Origin of the sequence: Methylobacterium sp. J-001 (assembly GCF_022829565.1) — a bacterium.
In the GTDB taxonomy this organism is placed as follows: Bacteria; Pseudomonadota; Alphaproteobacteria; order Rhizobiales; family Beijerinckiaceae; genus Methylobacterium.
The window spans coordinates 79,432-97,136 of the sequence record NZ_JAKSYN010000148.1 but is presented as its reverse complement, the minus strand read 5'-3'; the positions used below and the strand labels follow the sequence as shown (position 1 = coordinate 97,136).

The window sequence follows — 17,705 nt, the reverse complement described above, 5'->3', positions numbered from 1 at the left end:
GTTTCTGGGGCAGGATGTTCCGGCGACATGCTGAAAAATGCTTCGGTGCAATCTGACAAAGGGTATGGATTAAGGTGCCCTCTGGGCCGTATCGAAGTCGTTAGTCGACCATAAGCCAAATTTTAACTGTGCTGATACAACTTCTGGGGCGTCGAGGGCTGCCTGATTACACAGTCGAGACTTCGGGATCGCTTGCGATGCCGATACCGGTTCCGCTAAAATCGGCCGATCCTTGAAATGGGTTGCGCATCCCCCGAAGAAGACGGCTAGGCCAAGAAGTCCTGCAGTGCCGTGTTCACGGTCGCCGGCTCCTCGTGGGCGAGCCAATGGGTGGCTTGCGGGAACCAAGCGATCCGCCCGTCATCGCACAGGTCAAGGCTGGCTTCGGCGAGGCCGGGTTGCAAGGCGGTATCCTGCTCGCCCCACAGGATCAGGGTCGGCGCGCGGACTCGCGGCGGCTCGGTCCGTCGCAACTGGGCCAGGGCGCGATACCAGTTCAGCATGGCCGTCATCGCGCCTGGCTGCAGCCACGCCGCAACGTAGCGGTCGAGGTCCGACGGCGCGAAGGCGCCCGGTCGGCTGGTGCTTGTCAGTGCGTGCCGCAGGGCCCGGCACCGATCCATCTTGAGGAGTTGCTCCGGCAAGACGGGCAGCTGGAACAATTCGACATAGGAACTCCGCAGCCACTGACCGGGGTGGCGGCGGATATAGGAACCGACGACACCCGGATGTGGCGCGTTGAGGATCGCGAGCCGCGCGATCCGGTCGGGATAGTGGCTTGCCACCCACCACGCGACGAGCCCGCCCCAATCGTGGCCGACAAGGCGTATCGTTGCGAAGCCGCGGGCGTCGGCCAGAGCAATTACGACGGCGGCCAGCTTGTCCAAATGATAGGCGCCCACGCCGTGCGGTTTGTCGCTCAGGCCATAGCCACGCTGGTCCGGTATGACGAGACGCAGGCCCGCCTCGGATAGCGGTCCGATTTGATGGCGCCAGCCGTACCAGAACTCCGGAAAGCCATGGAGCAGAATGGTCAGCGGCCCCGCCTCCGGACCGGCCTCGGCCACATGCAGGCTCACCTCCGGTAGGCCGACCCGGCGAAAGGCAACGCCCGCCACATCCGTCATCAGGTCCGGTGCTCCGTCATTCCGAGAGGGTCACGCAATGTCGCTACGCTTCGCCGTCAGAAGCCGAGGAGCGCACAGGCGCCACCCTCGGCGTTGAGCTGGTCCCTGAGCCGGTCTGGGGAGGACCGCGTCCAGAGGCAGAGCAGGACGAAGGCCGCGCCGTGCAGCAGGGTACCGGTCACCGGGACATGGGGCGACCCTACACCGTCCCGTTGGCTTTGCGTGGAGCTCGTATCGGCCACGGCATTCAGTATTGGAGAGTGAGTCATCATGATCTTCAGGCTCGACGTGTCGTCTCTCCCGGGAAGATCGTTGCCTGGGGCATACGGTTACCCAACGCCGGTCCCCGCAGTGCGCTGGCACACGTCTATCCGACTGCGCGCCACGTCAGCGATCTAACGCATCGGCTCCAGCCACTGTGACAGATGGCCGGCTGCGATCTTCGCGCGGGTGTCCTGATAGCCGAGTTCCGCGGATTCCCGGAAACTTGACCAAGCCCGCAGATCAATGCCGGCTAACGGCGGCTTGAGGAGGGCCGTGGCATGGGCGGCCGCCACCATGGTCTGCGCGTCGCTTGAGACGGTGGCAGCGCGCAACAGGAGCGGGGCCAGGCCCGGCATCGCCACCGGAGAGCCGATGAGCCGACGCAGAAGCCGGCCGCGCCAGCCGCGGGTGGGCATATCCTGGAACGCGCGGTCGCTGCCGACATCGACGGCCAGAACCGGGCCGCGCTCCAGCGCGGCTGCGACATCCGCCGGGACGTTGTTCATCATGCCGCCGTCGACCAGCACGCCCTCGTCGCACAGGACGGGTGGCAGCAGCCCCGGGATGGCGATGCTGGCCCGCAGCGCCTTCGGCAGGTCGCCCGCCCGATGAATCATGGCCCGCCCGGTCGTCAGATTTGACGACACGCAGAAGAACGGCAGCCACAGATCCTCGATGCGCGTGCCGCCGTAGCGCTCAGCGAGGCTGGCATCGACCTTTGCGCCCCGGGTCAGGGCGTGAATCGGAAGCGTGTAGTCGTTGATCGGGTTGCGGCCCGTGAAGGTCGCCTCGGTCTGTGCGCAAATCTCTGCAACGCTCCAACCCATGGCGAGGCTGGCGGCGATGACCGCGCCCATGCTGGTGCCGCCCACGAAGTCCGGCGCGCAGCCCACGTCATCCAGCGCCCGGAGCACGCCGAGATGGGCGAGCGCTCGCGCACCGCCTCCGCCCAGCACGAGCCCGCGCCCCAGGCCGCTGGTGAGCCGGGCCAGCCGGCCGATATCGTCCGGCCGACCGGGGCGAAGCTGGATCCGCATCGCCGTGGGCAGGTCCGCCACGGCTGGATGCAGGGCCCTGGGCCGCAGCGCCTGAAGATCCTGACGCACGACCAAGTCCATACGGATCCAGTCCGACCGCACCCGTTCCAGATAGGCGGTCGCTCCCGGACGCGGCGGTGCCCCGGGCTCGGCCAGCAGCAGGACGTGATCGCCCAGGCGTTGGCTCAGCCGGGACCAGGGGCCCTCGATGTCCCGGGCTACGAACACCGTCCGCGCATGACGGGCCTCGAAGGCATGGACCCAGTCCTCGTCTGCACCCTCCGGCAGCCGACTCAGGCAACCGGTTACCCCAGGCAGGATGGCGTCGAGGGCGGAGGCGAAGGCTTGCGCGAACGGTTCGGGATCCGGGCCGTCGGTGACGGCCATCATCACGAAGGTGCGCGGTGCATGAAATACCGAATGCCCCTCGTAGAGCGTACGCAGGCGCTCGGCGAGCATCCGAGCGAAATACAGGAGCGTGTGCGGATGCTCGGCGATCACGGCCTCGAAGGCCGCGCGGGTGAGGCACAGGATCTGTGAATCGCGCAGGGCCGTTACGGTCGCCGCCCGCGGCGCATCGGAGAGCAACGCCATCTCGCCGAAGATCGCGGGCGGGCGCAGCCGGGCGATCCGACTCTGGACCCCGTGGTGGTCGCGGGTCGAGACGCCAACTGCGCCGGAGACCAGGGTATAAAGCGCGTCTCCGGCGTCGCCCTGCTCGAACAGGGTCCGGCCCCCCGGCACCGTCATGGCGATCATGCGGGCGCGCACTGCTTCGATCGCCGCGGCGTCGAGATCGGCGAGGAACGGGATCTCGGGATGGCTCACGCCCGCCTGGCCCCGGTCACGCCCGCCATCCAATACGCCCGCATCGCACCCTCTCGGTGCGCATTCGCCGTGTGTCACGATAGCGGTTCAGCGGCCGAGACGGTCTGCGAGGGTTCGTACGCATCTGAAACGGTTCGCTCTTCGCGCCGCCACGGCCGTCCGGTTCAGGCAGGACAACGTCATAAGTTGGGAGGCAGCGATGTCGAGGGCTGATCGGATCGCGATCGTGACCGGAGCGGGGACGGGAGTCGGCAAGGCTTCGGCCCTGGCACTCGCCGGAGCCGGGTGGAGCGTGGTGTTGTCCGGGCGGCGTCCGGCGCCGCTGGACGAGGTCGCGGCGCAGATCGAGGCGGGGCGCGCCCTCGTGGTCCCGACCGATGTGACCGACCCGGATTCGATCGCCAACCTGTTCGCGCAGACGACGTCCCGCTTCGGCCGCCTCGACCTGCTATTCAACAATGCCGGCATCGGCGCGCCGCCGGTACCCTTGGAGGATCTGCCAGTCGAGACCTGGCACCAGGTGGTCGACACCAACCTGACGGCCCTGTTCCTGTGCACCCAGCACGCCTTCCGGATCATGCGCAACCAGACCCCCCGCGGCGGGCGGATCATCAACAACGGCTCGATTTCCGCCCATGCCCCGCGGCCGAACTCGATCGCCTACACAGCGACCAAGCACGCCGTGACCGGCATCACCAAGGCGACCTCCCTCGACGGGCGCGCCTACGACATCGCCTGCGGCCAGATCGATATCGGCAACGCCGATACGCCGATGGGCGGCAAGATGAAGGACGGCGTCGCGCAGGCCGACGGGACGACGCGGGCCGAGGCGGTGATGGACCCGGCCCATGTTGGCGACGCGGTGCTGATGATGGCGAACCTGCCGCTGGAGGCCAACGTTCAGTTCATGACCGTCATGGCGACCAAGATGCCGTTCATCGGTCGCGGTTGATGGCGTGACACGGCGCGCTCCGGGCGCCAATCAGCCGATCTGACGGAGAGCCACTCGGCGCTCCGGACAAGCGGGGCGCCTTCGCGCCATTAACAGCCACGCTTTTCCCGTACGCTCCGCGCGGCGCCGATTGACGCCCGCATTTATAACTCATACAAATCGTTCAACAAGAATGGCTGGGGTCTAATCCCAGTCGCGCACGGGGCGAGGGCCCGCGTGACCTGTGCGCCGCCATCGCTGCTTCCGTCGCCGAGCGACCGCGAGTCGTTCGAAGACTAGGCCGCGCCGGTGCTGGAGACTTTTGATCGATTTGAGCCGCCGCAATCGGTGTAAGCAAGTATATTCATCGTCGAACCAGCCGGACTGCGCCGGTCGATCGATGCGTGTTGCCAATTAAAAACATTCGCCCAACGCGAAGCGCGCAGATCCGTCGCGCAGGATGATTGAGACCGGGGGGACTTCATGATCACCAGGCAAACATTCCTCAAGCTCGCGCTTGGCGCCTCGCTGCTGGCGGGCCTCGCCGTGCCCGAAGCGCTCGCCGCCAGCGGCGACCTGATCGGCGTCGCCATGCCGACCAAGTCGTCCCAGCGCTGGATCGACGATGGCAACAACATCGTGAAGCTGCTGGCGGCCAAGGGGTACAAGCCGGACCTGCAATACGCCGACGACGACATCCCGAATCAGCTTGCCCAGATCGAGAACATGCTCACCAAGGCGGCGAAGGTTCTGGTGGTCGCCTCGATCGATGGCACGACGCTGAGCGACGTGCTGTCGAAAGCCAAGGATGCCGGCGTCAAGGTCATCGCCTACGATCGCCTGATCAAGGGTACACCCAACGTCGACTTTTACGCGACGTTCGACAACTTTCAGGTCGGCGTGCAGCAGGCCAGTTCGATCGTCGAGGCGCTGGGACTGAAGGAGGGCAAGGGCCCGTTCAACATCGAGCTGTTCGGCGGCTCGCCCGACGACAACAACGCCTACTTCTTCTACGACGGTGCCCTCTCGGTGCTGCAGCCCTACATCGACGCGAAGAAACTGGTGGTGCGGTCCGGCCAGACCGGCATGGACAAGGTCTCGACCCTGCGCTGGGACCCGGCCACCGCGCAGGCGCGCATGGATAACCTGCTCTCGGCCTATTACGGCAGCGCGAAGCTCGATGCGGTTCTGTCGCCCTACGACGGCATCTCGATCGGCATCATCTCGTCGCTCAAGGGTGTCGGCTACGGCTCCGGCAGCCTGAAAATGCCGGTCGTCAGCGGCCAGGACGCCGAGCTGCAATCGATCAAGTCGATCATCGCCGGCGAGCAGTATTCCACCGTGTTCAAGGATACGCGCGAATTGGCCAAGGTGACGGTCGCGATGATCGACGCCATCGAGACCGGAAAGCAGCCGGAAGTCAACGACACCAAGACCTACAACAACGGCAAGAAGGTCATTCCGGCTTACCTGCTGAAGCCCGTGGTCGTCACCAAGGCCAACTGGAAGCCGGCCCTGGTGGATACGGGCTACTACACGCTCGATCAGCTCAAGTGAGCTAAGCGGGGCCGGATATGCCGGCCCCGACCGATCTGGCTGATGCCGGCAGGCCCGGCAACGGCGTTCGATCCTTGCACGACCGATACAAACGCTGAGCCGAAAGTGGTCGCATGCAGCCCGTCCTCGAAATGCGAGGGATTACGAAGACATTCCCCGGGGTCAAGGCGCTTTCGGACGTCAACCTGACGGTCCAGCCCGCCGAGATCCACGCCCTGGTCGGCGAGAACGGCGCCGGAAAATCGACGCTGATGAAGGTTCTGAGCGGGGTCTATCCGCACGGCACCTATGAGGGCGAAATCCACTACGAGGGACGGCTCAGCCAGTTCCGGGATATCTCGGACAGTGAGCGCGTGGGTATCGTGATCATTCACCAGGAACTGGCCTTGGTGCCATTCCTATCGATTGCAGAGAACATCTTCCTCGGCAACGAGCCGGCCCGGTTCGGCATCATCGATCAGGATCGGATGTTCACCCGGGCCGTCGAGCTCCTCAAGACCGTGGGGCTCGATGAGTATCCCGATACGCTGGTCACCCATCTCGGGGTCGGCAAGCAGCAACTCGTCGAGATTGCCAAGGCGCTCTCGAAGAAGGTCAAGCTGCTCATCCTCGACGAGCCGACCGCGAGCTTGAGCGAGAAGGACAGCGATGCGCTCCTGCGCCTGCTCGTCAGCTTCCGGGAGCAGGGCATCGCCTCGATCCTGATCTCGCACAAGCTCAACGAGATCGCGAAGGTCGCTGACCGGATCACCGTCCTGCGCGACGGCACCACGGTCGAGACCCTCGACTGCCGAGACGGATCGATCGACGAGGATCGCATCATCCGCGGCATGGTTGGCCGTGAGATGGCGAATCGCTATCCGCCCCGCGCTCCGCGGATCGGTGACGTGATGCTGGAAGTGCGCGACTGGACGGTGCACCACGCCGTCCACGCAGATCGCCCGGTGGTGCGCACCGTCAACCTCACCGTCAACAAGGGCGAGATCGTCGGCATTGCCGGCTTGATGGGCTCCGGCCGGACCGAACTCGCCATGAGCTTGTTTGGCCGCTCGTACGGCCAGGGCATCTCGGGCCAAGTGCGAATTGAGGGCCGAAATGTCGATGTCTCGTCCATCGGCAAGGCGATCGCGGCGGGCATCGCCTACGTCACCGAGGACCGGAAGCAACTCGGCCTCGTGCTCGACGAGACCATCACCAAGAACACCACCTTGGCGAACCTGCCGGGCGTGTCCACGGCGACGGTGATCGACGAGGACAAGGAGCGCCAGGTCGCCATTGATTACCGGACCAAGATGCGGATCCGCTCCTTCGGCGTGGCGCAGCAGACCGTGAATCTCTCGGGCGGCAACCAGCAGAAGGTCGTGCTGAGCAAATGGCTGTTCACGCACCCGAAGGTGCTGATCCTGGACGAACCGACCCGGGGCATCGATGTCGGCGCCAAGTACGAAATCTATTCGATCATCAACGAGTTGGCTGACGGCGGCCGGGGCGTGCTGATGATCTCGTCGGAGATGCCGGAGCTGCTCGGCATGTGCGACCGCATCTACGTGATGAACGAGGGGCGTTTCGTGGGCGAGTTCCAGCGCTCGGAGGCGAGCCAGGAGGCGATCATGCGCGCGATCATGCGCTCGAAGGACCTGAACGGATGACCGACCTCTCTGCGGGCAAGTCGATGACCCCTGGCGCCGCCTCCATTCCCGAAGCCGAGCCAGCCGCCGATGCGCGGGCGAAACGCGGCTTCCTCGGGACCTCGCAGGTCCGGGATTACGGGCTGCTGATCGCCCTGCTGCTGATCACGCTGTTCTTCGAGTACACGACCAACGGCGTGCTGTTCCAGCCGCTCAACCTCACCAACCTGATCCTGCAGAACAGCTACGTCGTCGTGATGGCGCTGGGCATGCTGCTCGTCATCGTCGCCGGGCATATCGACCTGTCGATCGGCTCGATCGTCGGCTTCGTCGGCGCCTTGGCGGCCCTTCTGATGGTCCGCGTCGGCCTCGATCCGCTCTCCGCGACGATCATCTGCCTCGCGGTCGGCGCCGCCATCGGCGGGCTGCAGGGGGCTTTCGTCGCCTATCTCGGTATTCCCAGCTTCATCGTCACCCTGGCTGGCATGCTGGTGTTCCGCGGCCTGACCCTCGCCCTACTCCAGGGCGCCTCGATCGGGCCGTTCCCGGAGGTGTTCCAGCTCCTCGCCAAGGGTTTCCTGACCAATTTCGCTGGGCCCTGGACCTCGGTGCTGATCGGGGCGGTGCTCGCGCTCAGCCTGTTCGGCATGAACTGGCAGCGCCGCTCCGCGCAGGTTCGCCATGGCAGCCAGCCCGACAGCCTGGCCGCGTTCGTGGCCCGCAACGGCATCACGACTCTCGTGATCCTCGCCTTCGCGTATCAGATGAACGCGTATCGCGGCCTGCCGAACGTGCTGATCGTGATGTTCGTGCTGGTGATGCTGTACCGGTTCATCACCACGCGCACGACGATCGGGCGGCGGATCTACGCGCTCGGCGGCAACATCAAGGCTGCGCGCCTGTCCGGCATCAAGACCGAGCGGCTGACCTTCCTGACCTTCGCCAATATGGGCGCGCTGGCCGGGCTCGCCGGCATGATCTTCGCCGCGCGGCTCAACACCGCGACCCCGAAGGCCGGCGTCGGCTTCGAGCTCGACGTGATCGCCGCCTGCTTCATCGGGGGCGCCTCCGCGGCCGGCGGCATCGGAAAGGTCTCAGGGGTCGTTATCGGGGCGTTCATCATCGGCGTGATGAACAACGGCATGTCGATCCTCGGCATCGGCATCGACTACCAGCAGGTGATCAAGGGGATCGTGCTGCTCGCTGCGGTTTGCCTCGACGTCTACAACAAGAAGAACCGCGCCTGACGCCAGAAGACGGCCGGTCCGCCGCCGCCGATCTACGCGGTCGGTTGAAGCTGCCGGTCGCCGCTGCGCTGCCGTTGGCTACCCAACTCGGGGAGCTCGCGGTCCGGTGGCGCGATCGTCGTCATGAGCAGCTGATGCGGCTGCGGTCCCGGCAGGAGCGGCATCGTCTGCAGCTCGGGTGCCGGCGGTGGCGGGGTCGGGACGGGTGCCCGATGCTTGGCCGGCTTCGGTGCCGGCATCGCCGAGAAGCCAACACACAGCACCAAGCACGACAGGCCGGTCATGACGCTCTCCACGGACGGATCCGGATGGGTCATCATGTAACCGAGCCCGCCGAGCCCCGAGCCGGCGGCCAGGATGCGGGAGAGGGACGGACATGAGGGCATGCCCGACAATCGAGGCTGTGCCCTTGCGGGTCGGTCAAACCGACCCGCTCAATTGTCGCCATCCGAGCCTGCCCTGTCGTGGGCGCATGCCCTGCTCCAGCTCGCTCAGGTCTTGCGCGCGACCGTGAATCGGGCCGCATCCCGGAGGGTGCGCGCCTTCTCGCCCCAGAGCGCCACCGCGTCCTCACAGACGCCGACCAAGCGGTCGCACTCGGCCCGGGCGCCGTCGAGGCCGAGGCGGTCGACCAGCGTGGCCTTACCGGCATCCTTGTCCTTGCCGGTGGCCTTGCCCATCGCCTCTGGGGAGGCTTCCCGGTCGAGGATGTCGTCGGCGATCTGGAACGCCTGGCCGAGCGCCAGCCCGTAGCGCAGCAGCGCCGCCCGCTGCCCCTCGTCGGCGCCGCCGACGATCGCGCCGGCTTCCACCGAGAAGGCCAGGATGGCCCCGGTCTTCATCGCCTGCATCCGCAGGGTGTCATCCACATCCATGTTGGCCGCACCGAATCGCCCCTCGGCGGTGAGGTCGAGGAGCTGACCACCGACCATGCCGCCGAGACCGGAGGCGCGGGCCAGCCCGAGCACCAGGTCGGCCCGGATCGGCGCGTCCGGCTGCCAGGTCGGATCGGCCACGATCTCGAAGGCCAGCGTTTGAAGGGCGTCGCCGACCAGGATCGCGGTCGCCTCGTCATAGGCCTTGTGCACCGTCGGCTTGCCGCGACGCATGTCGTCGTCGTCCATGGCTGGCAGGTCGTCATGCACGAGGCTGTAGCAATGCACGAGCTCGACTCCGGCGCCGGCCGCCAGTGCCGCGGCCTCGGAGCCGCCGAGCATCCGGGCGGTCTCGATGGCGAGGAACGGGCGCAGGCGCTTGCCGCCGCCCAGCACGGCGTGGCGCATCGCTTCCATCAGACGTGGCGGTCGGGCGATCTCGCCAAGGCCGACCTCCGGTCCGAGACGGTCGACCAGGAAGGTCTCGACCGTCTCGGCGACCTGCGCCAGCCTGTGGGAAAACTCGGAGGCGGGTGTGCCAGCCTTGACCGAACCGGTCTGAGCCTGCGTTGAGGAAGTCGAGGTCATCGGGCGCTGCGTCCGGTCTTGGCCTGGCGAAATCAATCGGGCGTCGCTTTGCGCGGAGACGAAATCAAGTTCGACCGAACCGGACCCAGGCGGACCGCGGCGTCCAGCGTGCACCCACGCGACCTGCCGCGCGCTCGCCCGAGGCGCTCCCGCCGTGTGCGCCGGATCGTGGGAGCGCTGCTGTTGCTCCCCGCCGTCGGATTCGTTTTCACGCTCACGCTGGCGCTCGTCTATAGCGCGGTGACGCCGCCGTCGACCCTGATGCTTGGGCGGTGGTTGACGCTTCAGCCTGTGAGCCGGGATCCGGTGCGGCTGGCGTCGATCGCGCCGGTGCTGCCGCAGGCGGTGATCGCCTCGGAGGACCAACGCTTCTGCCTGGATTACGGCGTCGATTTTGGCGCGATCCGCGAAGTCGTGGAGGATGAGGATTCGCCGAGCCGGGGCGCCTCGACCATCGCCATGCAGACCGTGAAGAACGTCTTCCTATGGCCGGGCCGGTCCTACATCCGAAAAGCCTTCGAGATTCCGCTCGCGCTTGCGCTCGACGCTCTCTGGGGCAAGCGGCGGATGATGGAGATTTATCTCAACGTCGCCGAATGGGGCGATGGGATCTACGGCGCGCAGGCGGCGAGCCGCCACTGGTTCGGAAAGGATGCCAGCCGCTTAAGCCGAAGCGAGGCGGCGCTGCTGGCCGCCGTCCTGCCGAACCCAATCACCCGCAGCGCCGGCCGTCCTTCCACCGGCGTCCGCCGCCGCGCCGCGCAAATCCAGGCGATGATGGGCCAGATCGAAGGGCTCACGGGCTGTCTGCGACGGTAATTCTTTTACGTTTGGCCGCGCGCTGCCCGCTCGCTGGCGTTCTTGATCGACGCGAGGGAACGGCGGCGAACGAGGCCGCTGACCGGGCGGATCAGGAGCCAGTAGGGCGTGAATTTCAGGCACGCGGCGCGGCTCGCGCAGGACACGCGCGTCTCGGTGATGAGCCGGGTCCGGCCGTCGGGATCGCGCTGCGCCGTGAAGGCCAGGGCGAGCTTGGCCGCGTAGGGCGCGTCGAACGCCAGGAAAGCGTCGGCGTCGGCGATCGGCTGCAGGCCGAAATCCGGGCGCCAGAACCGGCCGATCAAGCCGTAGACGATCTCGGTCTCGCTTCGGTCGAGCACTGTGAACTCGTGGAAGCCGAACGGCGCCCGCGTTGCCTCCGGCTCATGGAGGAGGCGCATCGGAAGTTCCCGCAGGCCGATCATGAACCGGAAGAACCGGTCCGAGTCCGGGCGATAGGCGACGACGCTGTCGAGGATCGAGGCCGGTTCGGCGGCCACCCGGCAGGCATGCGTCTCGCTGAACTGGTAGGTCGGCAGGTATCGGTCGAGGAGGCGCATGCCGGTTTGCGGCAGTGCGGGATTGCGCCGCTCGGGCCGATCGCCCCGCACCGTCATATGACCGAACCAGCCATGGGCGTCCCCGACTCGCGACATCCGGACCCGATACAGGTTGATCGGACCGCACACGGATGCAAGCGGATTGCAGGCGGTAGCAGCCGCCGAATCGGCTCTGTAAGAGGGGCGCCAGATCCGCGACACCTGGGACCCACCGATTATGAACGATGCCGTCTATGACCTCACCCTCGAACGCATCGCCCTGATCCGCCGCATGGTGGTCGCCTGGAACGGCGCTGAGCCCGGCGCGCCGATGATCCACCCGGAGGCGCCCTACGGCAGCCACGATCGCGACGGCGACATCGCCAACGTCACGGGCGACGACGACGGCGCCGAGGAGGAGCATCGGGCGCTGGAGGATGGGATCGCCGTTTTTTCGCAAAACGCCACGCTGAAGCCCGGTCGCTACCAGTACCACAATCCGTTGGCGAAACTGGATTGTGCAGCGATCACCGACGTGTTTCGGGATTCGGCGACCGGTGAGACGCCCGAGCACATCACCTTCGCGGTGACGCAGGATCACCTCGCGCTGATCCCGCGGCTCAACCACGTGTGGGACGACGATCACAGCGTTCCGCGCATCGACCCCGAGCGGCCCTATGGCGGGACGGAAGCGTACACCCTCGACATGGGCCGCCATCTGGATGGGACGGCCGATCCGGACAGCCTGGTCCGGCTTCACCGCGAAATGCAGCCGGCCTTCCAGATCTTTCTGCGCTACGCGGATCTCGGGCCCGGCACCTACCGCCGGAACGCCGCCTCGGTCTGGGAGCTTGCCTGAGCGCGGGCCCCCGGGGGACGCTCAGGCGTCCCGCTTCTTGCGCTGCGCCAGGGTGCGCAGCCGGAGCGCGTTGAGCTTGATGAATCCCGCCGCGTCGCGGTGGTCGTAGGCGACGGCGCCCTCCTCGAAGGTCACGAGGTCCTGGTCGTAGAGCGAGTTCGGGCTCTCGCGGCCGATCACGTGGACGCCGCCCTTGTAGAGCTTCAGCCGCACCGTACCGGTGACCTTCTCCTGGCTCTTGTCGATCAGCGCCTGGATCATCTCGCGCTCGGGCGAGAACCAGAAGCCGTTGTAGATCAGCTCCGCGTATTGCGGCATCAGCTGGTCCTTGAGGTGGGCCGCGCCCCGGTCCAGCGTGATCGATTCGATCGCCCGGTGGGCCGGCAGCAGGATCGTGCCGCCCGGCGTCTCGTACATGCCGCGGCTCTTCATGCCGACGAAGCGGTTCTCGACGAGGTCGAGCCGGCCGATGCCGTTGTCGTGGCCGAGCTGGTTGAGCTTGGCCAGAAGGCTCGCGGGCGAGAGCTTTTCGCCGTCGATCGAGACCGCATCGCCCTTCTCGAAGCCGATCGTGACGATGGTCGGCGTGTCCGGCGCCTGCTCGGGCGAGATCGTCCGGGAGAAGACATAGTCGGGCACTTCCACCGCCGGATCCTCCAGCACCTTGCCCTCCGAGGAGGCATGCAGGAGGTTGGCGTCCACCGAGAACGGGCTCTCGCCGCGCTTGTCCTTGGCGATCGGGATCTGGTGCTGCTCGGCGAAGGCGATCAGTTGTTCGCGGGAGCGCAGGTCCCATTCGCGCCAGGGGGCGATCACCGTCACGTCGGGCTTCAGGGCATAATAGCCGAGCTCGAACCGGACCTGGTCGTTGCCCTTGCCTGTGGCGCCGTGGCAGACCGCGTCGGCCCCGAGCCGCTCGGCGATCTCGATCTGCTTCTTGGCGATCAGCGGTCGCGCGATCGAGGTGCCGAGCAGGTACACGCCCTCGTAGACGGCGTTGGCGCGGAACATCGGGAACACGTAGTCCCGCACGAACTCCTCGCGCAGATCCTCGATGAAGATGTTCTCCGGCTTGATCCCCAGCAGCTCGGCCTTGCGGCGGGCCGGCTCCAGCTCTTCACCCTGGCCGAGATCGGCCGTGAAGGTGATGACCTCGCAGCCGTAGGTGGTCTGCAGCCACTTCAGGATGATCGAGGTGTCCAGGCCGCCGGAATAGGCCAGCACCACCTTCTTCACGGGGCTCTTCGCGGGATCGGACATGCTGGTTCCGGAACTGGTGCAGGGTGTCGGCGGCTTATCGCGGGTGTCATCGGCCTGCAACCGGCGTGCCGCTTCGCGCGTAGCCTGTTGCCGGACGATCGACAGCGTTTCGCCTCATGACGGCCTTGCGGCCGTGTCAGGCACGGCGCGGCGCGGGCATTGCCTGATCCCGGCCGCACGAAGAGCATCGGAGAAGCCAAGTCCATGGCGCGCCAGCCAACCCTGGAGTTCTGGTACGAATTCGCCTCCTCGTATTCGTACCTCGCGGCGATGCGGATCGAGGCCGCCGCGGCCGAGGCCGGGGTCGCGGTACGCTGGCGGCCGTTCCTGGTCGGGCCGCTGTTCGCGTCGCAGGGCTGGACCACCTCGCCCTTCAACCTCTACCCGGCCAAGGGCAAGAACATGTGGCGCGACGTGGAGCGCGAGGCCGCCCGGCTCGGGCTGCCGCCGCTGACCCGGCCGGCGCAGTTTCCCCAGAACAGCCTCAGCGCGGTGCGGGCGGCGGTCTACGGCCACGACCAGGATTGGCTGGTGCCGTTCTCGAAGGCGGTCTTTTCTGCGAGCTTCGCCGAGGGCCGCTCCATCGCCGAGCCGACCGCCGTGGTCGAAATCCTCGATTCGCTGGGTCTGGACGGGACCCAGACCGTGCGCGCCGCCGCCGGTGAGGCGAACAAGACCCGGCTGCGGGTCAGCGTCGAGGAGGCGCGCTCCCGCGGCATCTACGGCGCCCCGACCTTCCTGGCCGACGACGGCGAGCTGTTCTGGGGCAACGACCGACTGGAACAGGCCTTGGCCTGGGCGGTAGGCGACCGGCCGGCCGGGATCCGGTAGGGCGCCGTTCACGGAGCTGCGCCATCACGGCGAGGCGACCCCGCAGGCCAGCTCAGTCTCGGCCGAACCGATTTCTTATCCCGGACGCTTTCCATGACGCTGTCCCGTCGTCACCTCCTCGCGTTCACCGCCGGCGCTTCCCTGGCTGCCGGACCGGGGCGTGCCGCCGCGCAATCCTACGGCCAGCGCGTCGCGGTCACCGGCGACGATGGGAGGCCGGTCGCGAACTCGATCCTGCCGGGGGAGATCACCGGGCAGATCCCGGGCCTGCGCGGCGTCACCTATGCCGGCCCGCGCGAGGGCCAGACCACGCTCTACGAGTTCTTCGACTTCAACTGCCCCTACTGCCGCAAGGCCGCCGCTGACGTCGTCGCCCTCCACGACTCCGATCCGGACCTGCGCATCGGCCTCGTCAACAACCCGATCCTGTCGCCGCAATCCGCACAGGCGGCCAAGGTGATGCTGGCCGTCCAGCGCAAGCTCGGCTCGGCCGCCGCCTGGAATTTCTACCGGACCCTGTTGAGCAAGCCTGGCCGCATCGACGGGCCCGGCGCTCTGACGGCCGCGGCCGCGCTCGGCATCCCGCAGGCGGAGGTCGAGGAGATCGCCGACAGCGAGGAGGTCCGGCTGGCGCTCAAGAGCCAGATGCGGATGGCGGCCGATCTCGGCCTCTACGCGACGCCGTCCTACGTTCTCGGTAACAGCGGCATCCTCGGGCATCCGGGTGCCAACGCCATGGCGAAGATGATCGCCAGCACCCGGCGATGCGATCGGCTCGCCTGCTGAGGCCGATTGCGTCACACTTCCGCCGCCGTATCGCGCAGAGCCGTGCCGGCCCGTGTTGCGTGCGGCCATGCTGGCATGCTAGGCGGTCGCCGCGCCACAAGGGCTGGTTCTCGACCGTTCCCGCTGCTGGCGCGATCCCACGTCCCGAACGAGATCCGCACCGCGTTCCCGGCCGGAGCGCGCGGATCGGGCGGGCAACAGAGAAGAGAGCGACGGGTGGCGCAGAACGGTTCCGAGGCTGGTCCCCTGGTCGCAGGCGTGGCGGGCCGGTACGCTTCCGCCCTTTTCGAGCTCGCGCGTGACGAGCGCCAGGTCGACGCGGTCGCCGAGGCTCTCAATCAATTCGATGCCCTGCTGAAGGAGAGTGCGGACCTGCGCCGCCTCGTCCGCAGCCCGGCTTTCACCCCCGTCGAGCAGACCGCCGCCATTGGCGCTGTCCTTGAGCGCGCTGGGATCGGCGGTCTGGCCGGCAACTTCATCCGCCTTGCGGCCTCGAATCGGCGTCTGTTCGCCCTGCCGGGCATGATCAGGGCCTTCCGGTCGTTGGTTCAAGACTCGAAGGGCGTCGTGCGCGCCGAGGTGCGGGTGGCCGAACGGCCGTCCGACGCGTTGATCGAGGAGATCAAGGCATCGCTCCGCGACATCGCAAAGGCGGATGTCGATCTCGACCTCGTCGTCGATCCGAGCCTGATCGGCGGCCTCGTCGTTCGGATGGGCTCGCGCATGATCGACGCGTCCCTCAAGACCAAGCTTAATGGTATCCGCCTCGCGATGCGGACCGCGCAGTAAGCGCGCCGCATCCGATCCGAACATGCACTGACGATTTAGCGACAGAGGCCCGAGTATGGACATCCGCGCCGCCGAGATCTCCGCGATCCTGAAGGACCAGATCAAGAACTTCGGTGAAGAGGCCGAGGTTTCCGAGGTTGGTCAGGTCTTGTCCGTCGGTGACGGCATCGCCCGCGCCTATGGTCTCGACAACGTTCAGGCCGGCGAGATGGTCGAGTTCGAGTCGGGGGTGCGCGGCATGGCGCTCAACCTCGAGCAGGACAACGTCGGCATCGTGATCTTCGGCTCCGACCGCGAGATCAAGGAAGGCCAGACCGTCAAGCGCACCGGCGCCATCGTGGACGTGCCGGTCGGCAAGGGTCTGCTCGGCCGTGTGGTTGACGGCCTCGGCAACCCGATCGACGGCAAGGGCCCGATCGCCTCGACCGAGCGTCGCCGCGTCGACGTGAAGGCGCCGGGCATCATCCCGCGCAAGTCGGTGCACGAGCCGATGGCCACGGGCCTGAAGGCGATCGATGCCCTGATCCCGGTCGGCCGCGGCCAGCGCGAGCTGATCATCGGCGATCGCCAGACCGGCAAGACCGCCATCGCTCTCGATACCATCCTGAACCAGAAGCCCGGCCACGCTGCGGGCGGCGACGAGAAGTCGAAGCTCTACTGCATCTACGTCGCCATCGGTCAGAAGCGCTCCACGGTCGCCCAGTTCGTGAAGGTGCTCGAGGACCAGGGCGCCCTGGAATACTCCATCGTCATCGCGGCCACCGCTTCGGACGCCGCGCCGATGCAGTTCATCGCGCCGTTCGCCGGCTGTGCCATGGGCGAATATTTCCGCGATAACGGCATGCACGCCGTGATCGTGTATGACGACCTGTCCAAGCAGGCCGTTGCTTACCGTCAGATGTCGCTGCTGCTGCGCCGCCCGCCGGGCCGCGAGGCCTATCCGGGTGACGTGTTCTACCTCCACAGCCGCCTGCTGGAGCGCGCCGCCAAGATGGGCGACGCCGCCGGCAACGGCTCGCTGACCGCCCTGCCGGTCATCGAGACCCAGGCCAACGACGTGTCGGCCTATATCCCGACCAACGTGATCTCGATCACCGACGGCCAGATCTTCCTTGAGACCGACCTGTTCTACCAGGGCATCCGCCCGGCGGTGAACGTCGGCCTCTCGGTGTCGCGGGTGGGCTCCTCGGCCCAGACCAAGGCGATGAAAAAGGTCGCCGGCAAGATCAAGGGCGAGCTGGCGCAGTACCGCGAGATGGCGGCCTTCGCGCAGTTCGGCTCCGACCTCGACGCCTCGACCCAACAGCTCCTGAACCGCGGCTCGCGGCTGACCGAACTCCTGAAGCAGCCGCAATTCTCGCCGCTGAAGATGGAAGAGCAGGTTGCGGTGATCTACGCCGGCGTGAACGGCTACCTGGACAAGCTCCCGGTCAGCAAGATCCGCGCCTTCGAGGACAGCCTGCTCAGCACGCTGCGCACGAAGCATCAGGACCTGCTCAACGCCATCGCCACCTCGAAGGACCTGTCGGACGAGAGCGCTGGCAAGCTGAAGAGCGTGGTCGAGGGCGTGGCCAAGTCGATCGGCAACTGATCGGACGCGTACCCTAGTGACCTCCCTGCCGCCGGTGGGGAGGGTTTGGGGTGGGTCTGGCGTTGATTGCACCGTCGGCGGCCAGACCCGGCACGACCCCCACCTTCGGCTCCTCCCCGCATGGGGGAGGAGAGGCCCTGGAACGGATC

General features: G+C 66.9%; 17 protein-coding genes. 10 read left to right on the top strand and 7 right to left on the bottom strand.

What is annotated here, in order from left to right:
* Positions 1 to 266: 266 nt before the first annotated feature.
* The 3 genes from MKK65_RS19265 to MKK65_RS19260 all read right to left on the bottom strand — a co-directional run bounded on the left by MKK65_RS19265 (position 267) and on the right by MKK65_RS19260 (position 3,256).
* Entirely contained in the window at positions 267 to 1,127 is an 861-nt protein-coding gene (locus MKK65_RS19265) for an alpha/beta fold hydrolase (RefSeq protein WP_243959787.1), read from the bottom strand.
* Positions 1,128 to 1,183: 56 nt separating this feature from the next.
* The gene (locus MKK65_RS31255) at positions 1,184 to 1,309 is read right to left on the bottom strand and encodes a hypothetical protein (RefSeq protein WP_279596843.1); all 126 of its coding nucleotides are present in this window, start codon (positions 1,307 to 1,309) and stop codon (positions 1,184 to 1,186) included.
* Between the two features lie 213 nt (positions 1,310 to 1,522).
* On the bottom strand, positions 1,523 to 3,256 hold the full coding sequence (locus MKK65_RS19260) for a patatin-like phospholipase family protein (RefSeq protein WP_243959785.1): 1,734 nt from the start codon (positions 3,254 to 3,256) through the stop codon (positions 1,523 to 1,525).
* A 199-nt stretch (positions 3,257 to 3,455) separates the two neighbouring features.
* Here MKK65_RS19260 and MKK65_RS19255 point away from each other — a divergent pair, with 199 nt between their 5' ends.
* From MKK65_RS19255 to mmsB, 4 genes are all read left to right on the top strand, one after another.
* On the top strand, positions 3,456 to 4,208 hold the full coding sequence (locus MKK65_RS19255) for an SDR family oxidoreductase (RefSeq protein WP_058190471.1): 753 nt from the start codon (positions 3,456 to 3,458) through the stop codon (positions 4,206 to 4,208).
* Between the two features lie 462 nt (positions 4,209 to 4,670).
* On the top strand, positions 4,671 to 5,744 hold the full coding sequence (chvE, locus tag MKK65_RS19250) for a multiple monosaccharide ABC transporter substrate-binding protein (protein WP_243959783.1): 1,074 nt from the start codon (positions 4,671 to 4,673) through the stop codon (positions 5,742 to 5,744).
* Positions 5,745 to 5,857: 113 nt separating this feature from the next.
* Complete coding sequence (mmsA, locus tag MKK65_RS19245) at positions 5,858 to 7,393, top strand: multiple monosaccharide ABC transporter ATP-binding protein (protein WP_243959781.1); 1,536 nt, start codon at positions 5,858 to 5,860, stop codon at positions 7,391 to 7,393.
* A gap of 23 nt (positions 7,394 to 7,416) precedes the next feature.
* Positions 7,417 to 8,619 carry a multiple monosaccharide ABC transporter permease gene (gene mmsB, locus MKK65_RS19240; protein WP_409565458.1) on the top strand — a complete coding sequence of 401 codons (1,203 nt, stop codon included), beginning with the start codon at positions 7,417 to 7,419 and terminating at the stop codon, positions 8,617 to 8,619.
* Between the two features lie 32 nt (positions 8,620 to 8,651).
* Here the strand turns inward: mmsB and MKK65_RS19235 are convergent, their stop codons facing one another.
* Together MKK65_RS19235 and MKK65_RS19230 are read right to left on the bottom strand one after the other, a co-directional pair.
* The gene (locus MKK65_RS19235; protein WP_243959777.1) at positions 8,652 to 9,005 is read right to left on the bottom strand and encodes a hypothetical protein; all 354 of its coding nucleotides are present in this window, start codon (positions 9,003 to 9,005) and stop codon (positions 8,652 to 8,654) included.
* Between the two features lie 105 nt (positions 9,006 to 9,110).
* Complete coding sequence (locus tag MKK65_RS19230) at positions 9,111 to 10,082, bottom strand: polyprenyl synthetase family protein (protein WP_243959775.1); 972 nt, start codon at positions 10,080 to 10,082, stop codon at positions 9,111 to 9,113.
* Positions 10,083 to 10,190: 108 nt separating this feature from the next.
* Here MKK65_RS19230 and mtgA point away from each other — a divergent pair, with 108 nt between their 5' ends.
* Positions 10,191 to 10,901, top strand: a complete 711-nt coding sequence (gene mtgA / locus MKK65_RS19225) for a monofunctional biosynthetic peptidoglycan transglycosylase (protein ID WP_409565456.1) — start codon at positions 10,191 to 10,193, stop codon at positions 10,899 to 10,901.
* A gap of 5 nt (positions 10,902 to 10,906) precedes the next feature.
* Here mtgA and MKK65_RS19220 read toward each other — a convergent pair whose 3' ends face one another.
* Positions 10,907 to 11,518 (bottom strand): hypothetical protein, encoded by a 612-nt coding sequence (locus tag MKK65_RS19220; protein WP_313902052.1) that lies wholly within the window; start codon positions 11,516 to 11,518, stop codon positions 10,907 to 10,909.
* A 160-nt stretch (positions 11,519 to 11,678) separates the two neighbouring features.
* Between MKK65_RS19220 and MKK65_RS19215 the strand changes: the two genes are divergently transcribed.
* Positions 11,679 to 12,299: a hypothetical protein gene (locus MKK65_RS19215; RefSeq protein ID WP_243959773.1), complete on the top strand. Its 621-nt coding sequence runs from the start codon at positions 11,679 to 11,681 to the stop codon at positions 12,297 to 12,299.
* 21 nt (positions 12,300 to 12,320) lie between these two features.
* Here MKK65_RS19215 and MKK65_RS19210 read toward each other — a convergent pair whose 3' ends face one another.
* A complete protein-coding gene (locus tag MKK65_RS19210) occupies positions 12,321 to 13,559 on the bottom strand; it encodes an argininosuccinate synthase (protein WP_243959771.1) in 1,239 nt (412 codons plus the stop codon).
* Between the two features lie 204 nt (positions 13,560 to 13,763).
* Between MKK65_RS19210 and MKK65_RS19205 the strand changes: the two genes are divergently transcribed.
* From MKK65_RS19205 to atpA, 4 genes are all read left to right on the top strand, one after another.
* Entirely contained in the window at positions 13,764 to 14,390 is a 627-nt protein-coding gene (locus MKK65_RS19205) for a 2-hydroxychromene-2-carboxylate isomerase (RefSeq protein ID WP_058190464.1), read from the top strand.
* Between the two features lie 93 nt (positions 14,391 to 14,483).
* Positions 14,484 to 15,176: a DsbA family protein gene (locus MKK65_RS19200; RefSeq protein ID WP_243959769.1), complete on the top strand. Its 693-nt coding sequence runs from the start codon at positions 14,484 to 14,486 to the stop codon at positions 15,174 to 15,176.
* 216 nt (positions 15,177 to 15,392) lie between these two features.
* Positions 15,393 to 15,965, top strand: coding sequence for a F0F1 ATP synthase subunit delta (locus MKK65_RS19195; RefSeq protein ID WP_243959767.1), 573 nt, complete (start codon positions 15,393 to 15,395; stop codon positions 15,963 to 15,965).
* Between the two features lie 55 nt (positions 15,966 to 16,020).
* Positions 16,021 to 17,556, top strand: a complete 1,536-nt coding sequence (gene atpA, locus MKK65_RS19190) for a F0F1 ATP synthase subunit alpha (protein ID WP_058190461.1) — start codon at positions 16,021 to 16,023, stop codon at positions 17,554 to 17,556.
* Positions 17,557 to 17,705: the final 149 nt, after the last annotated feature.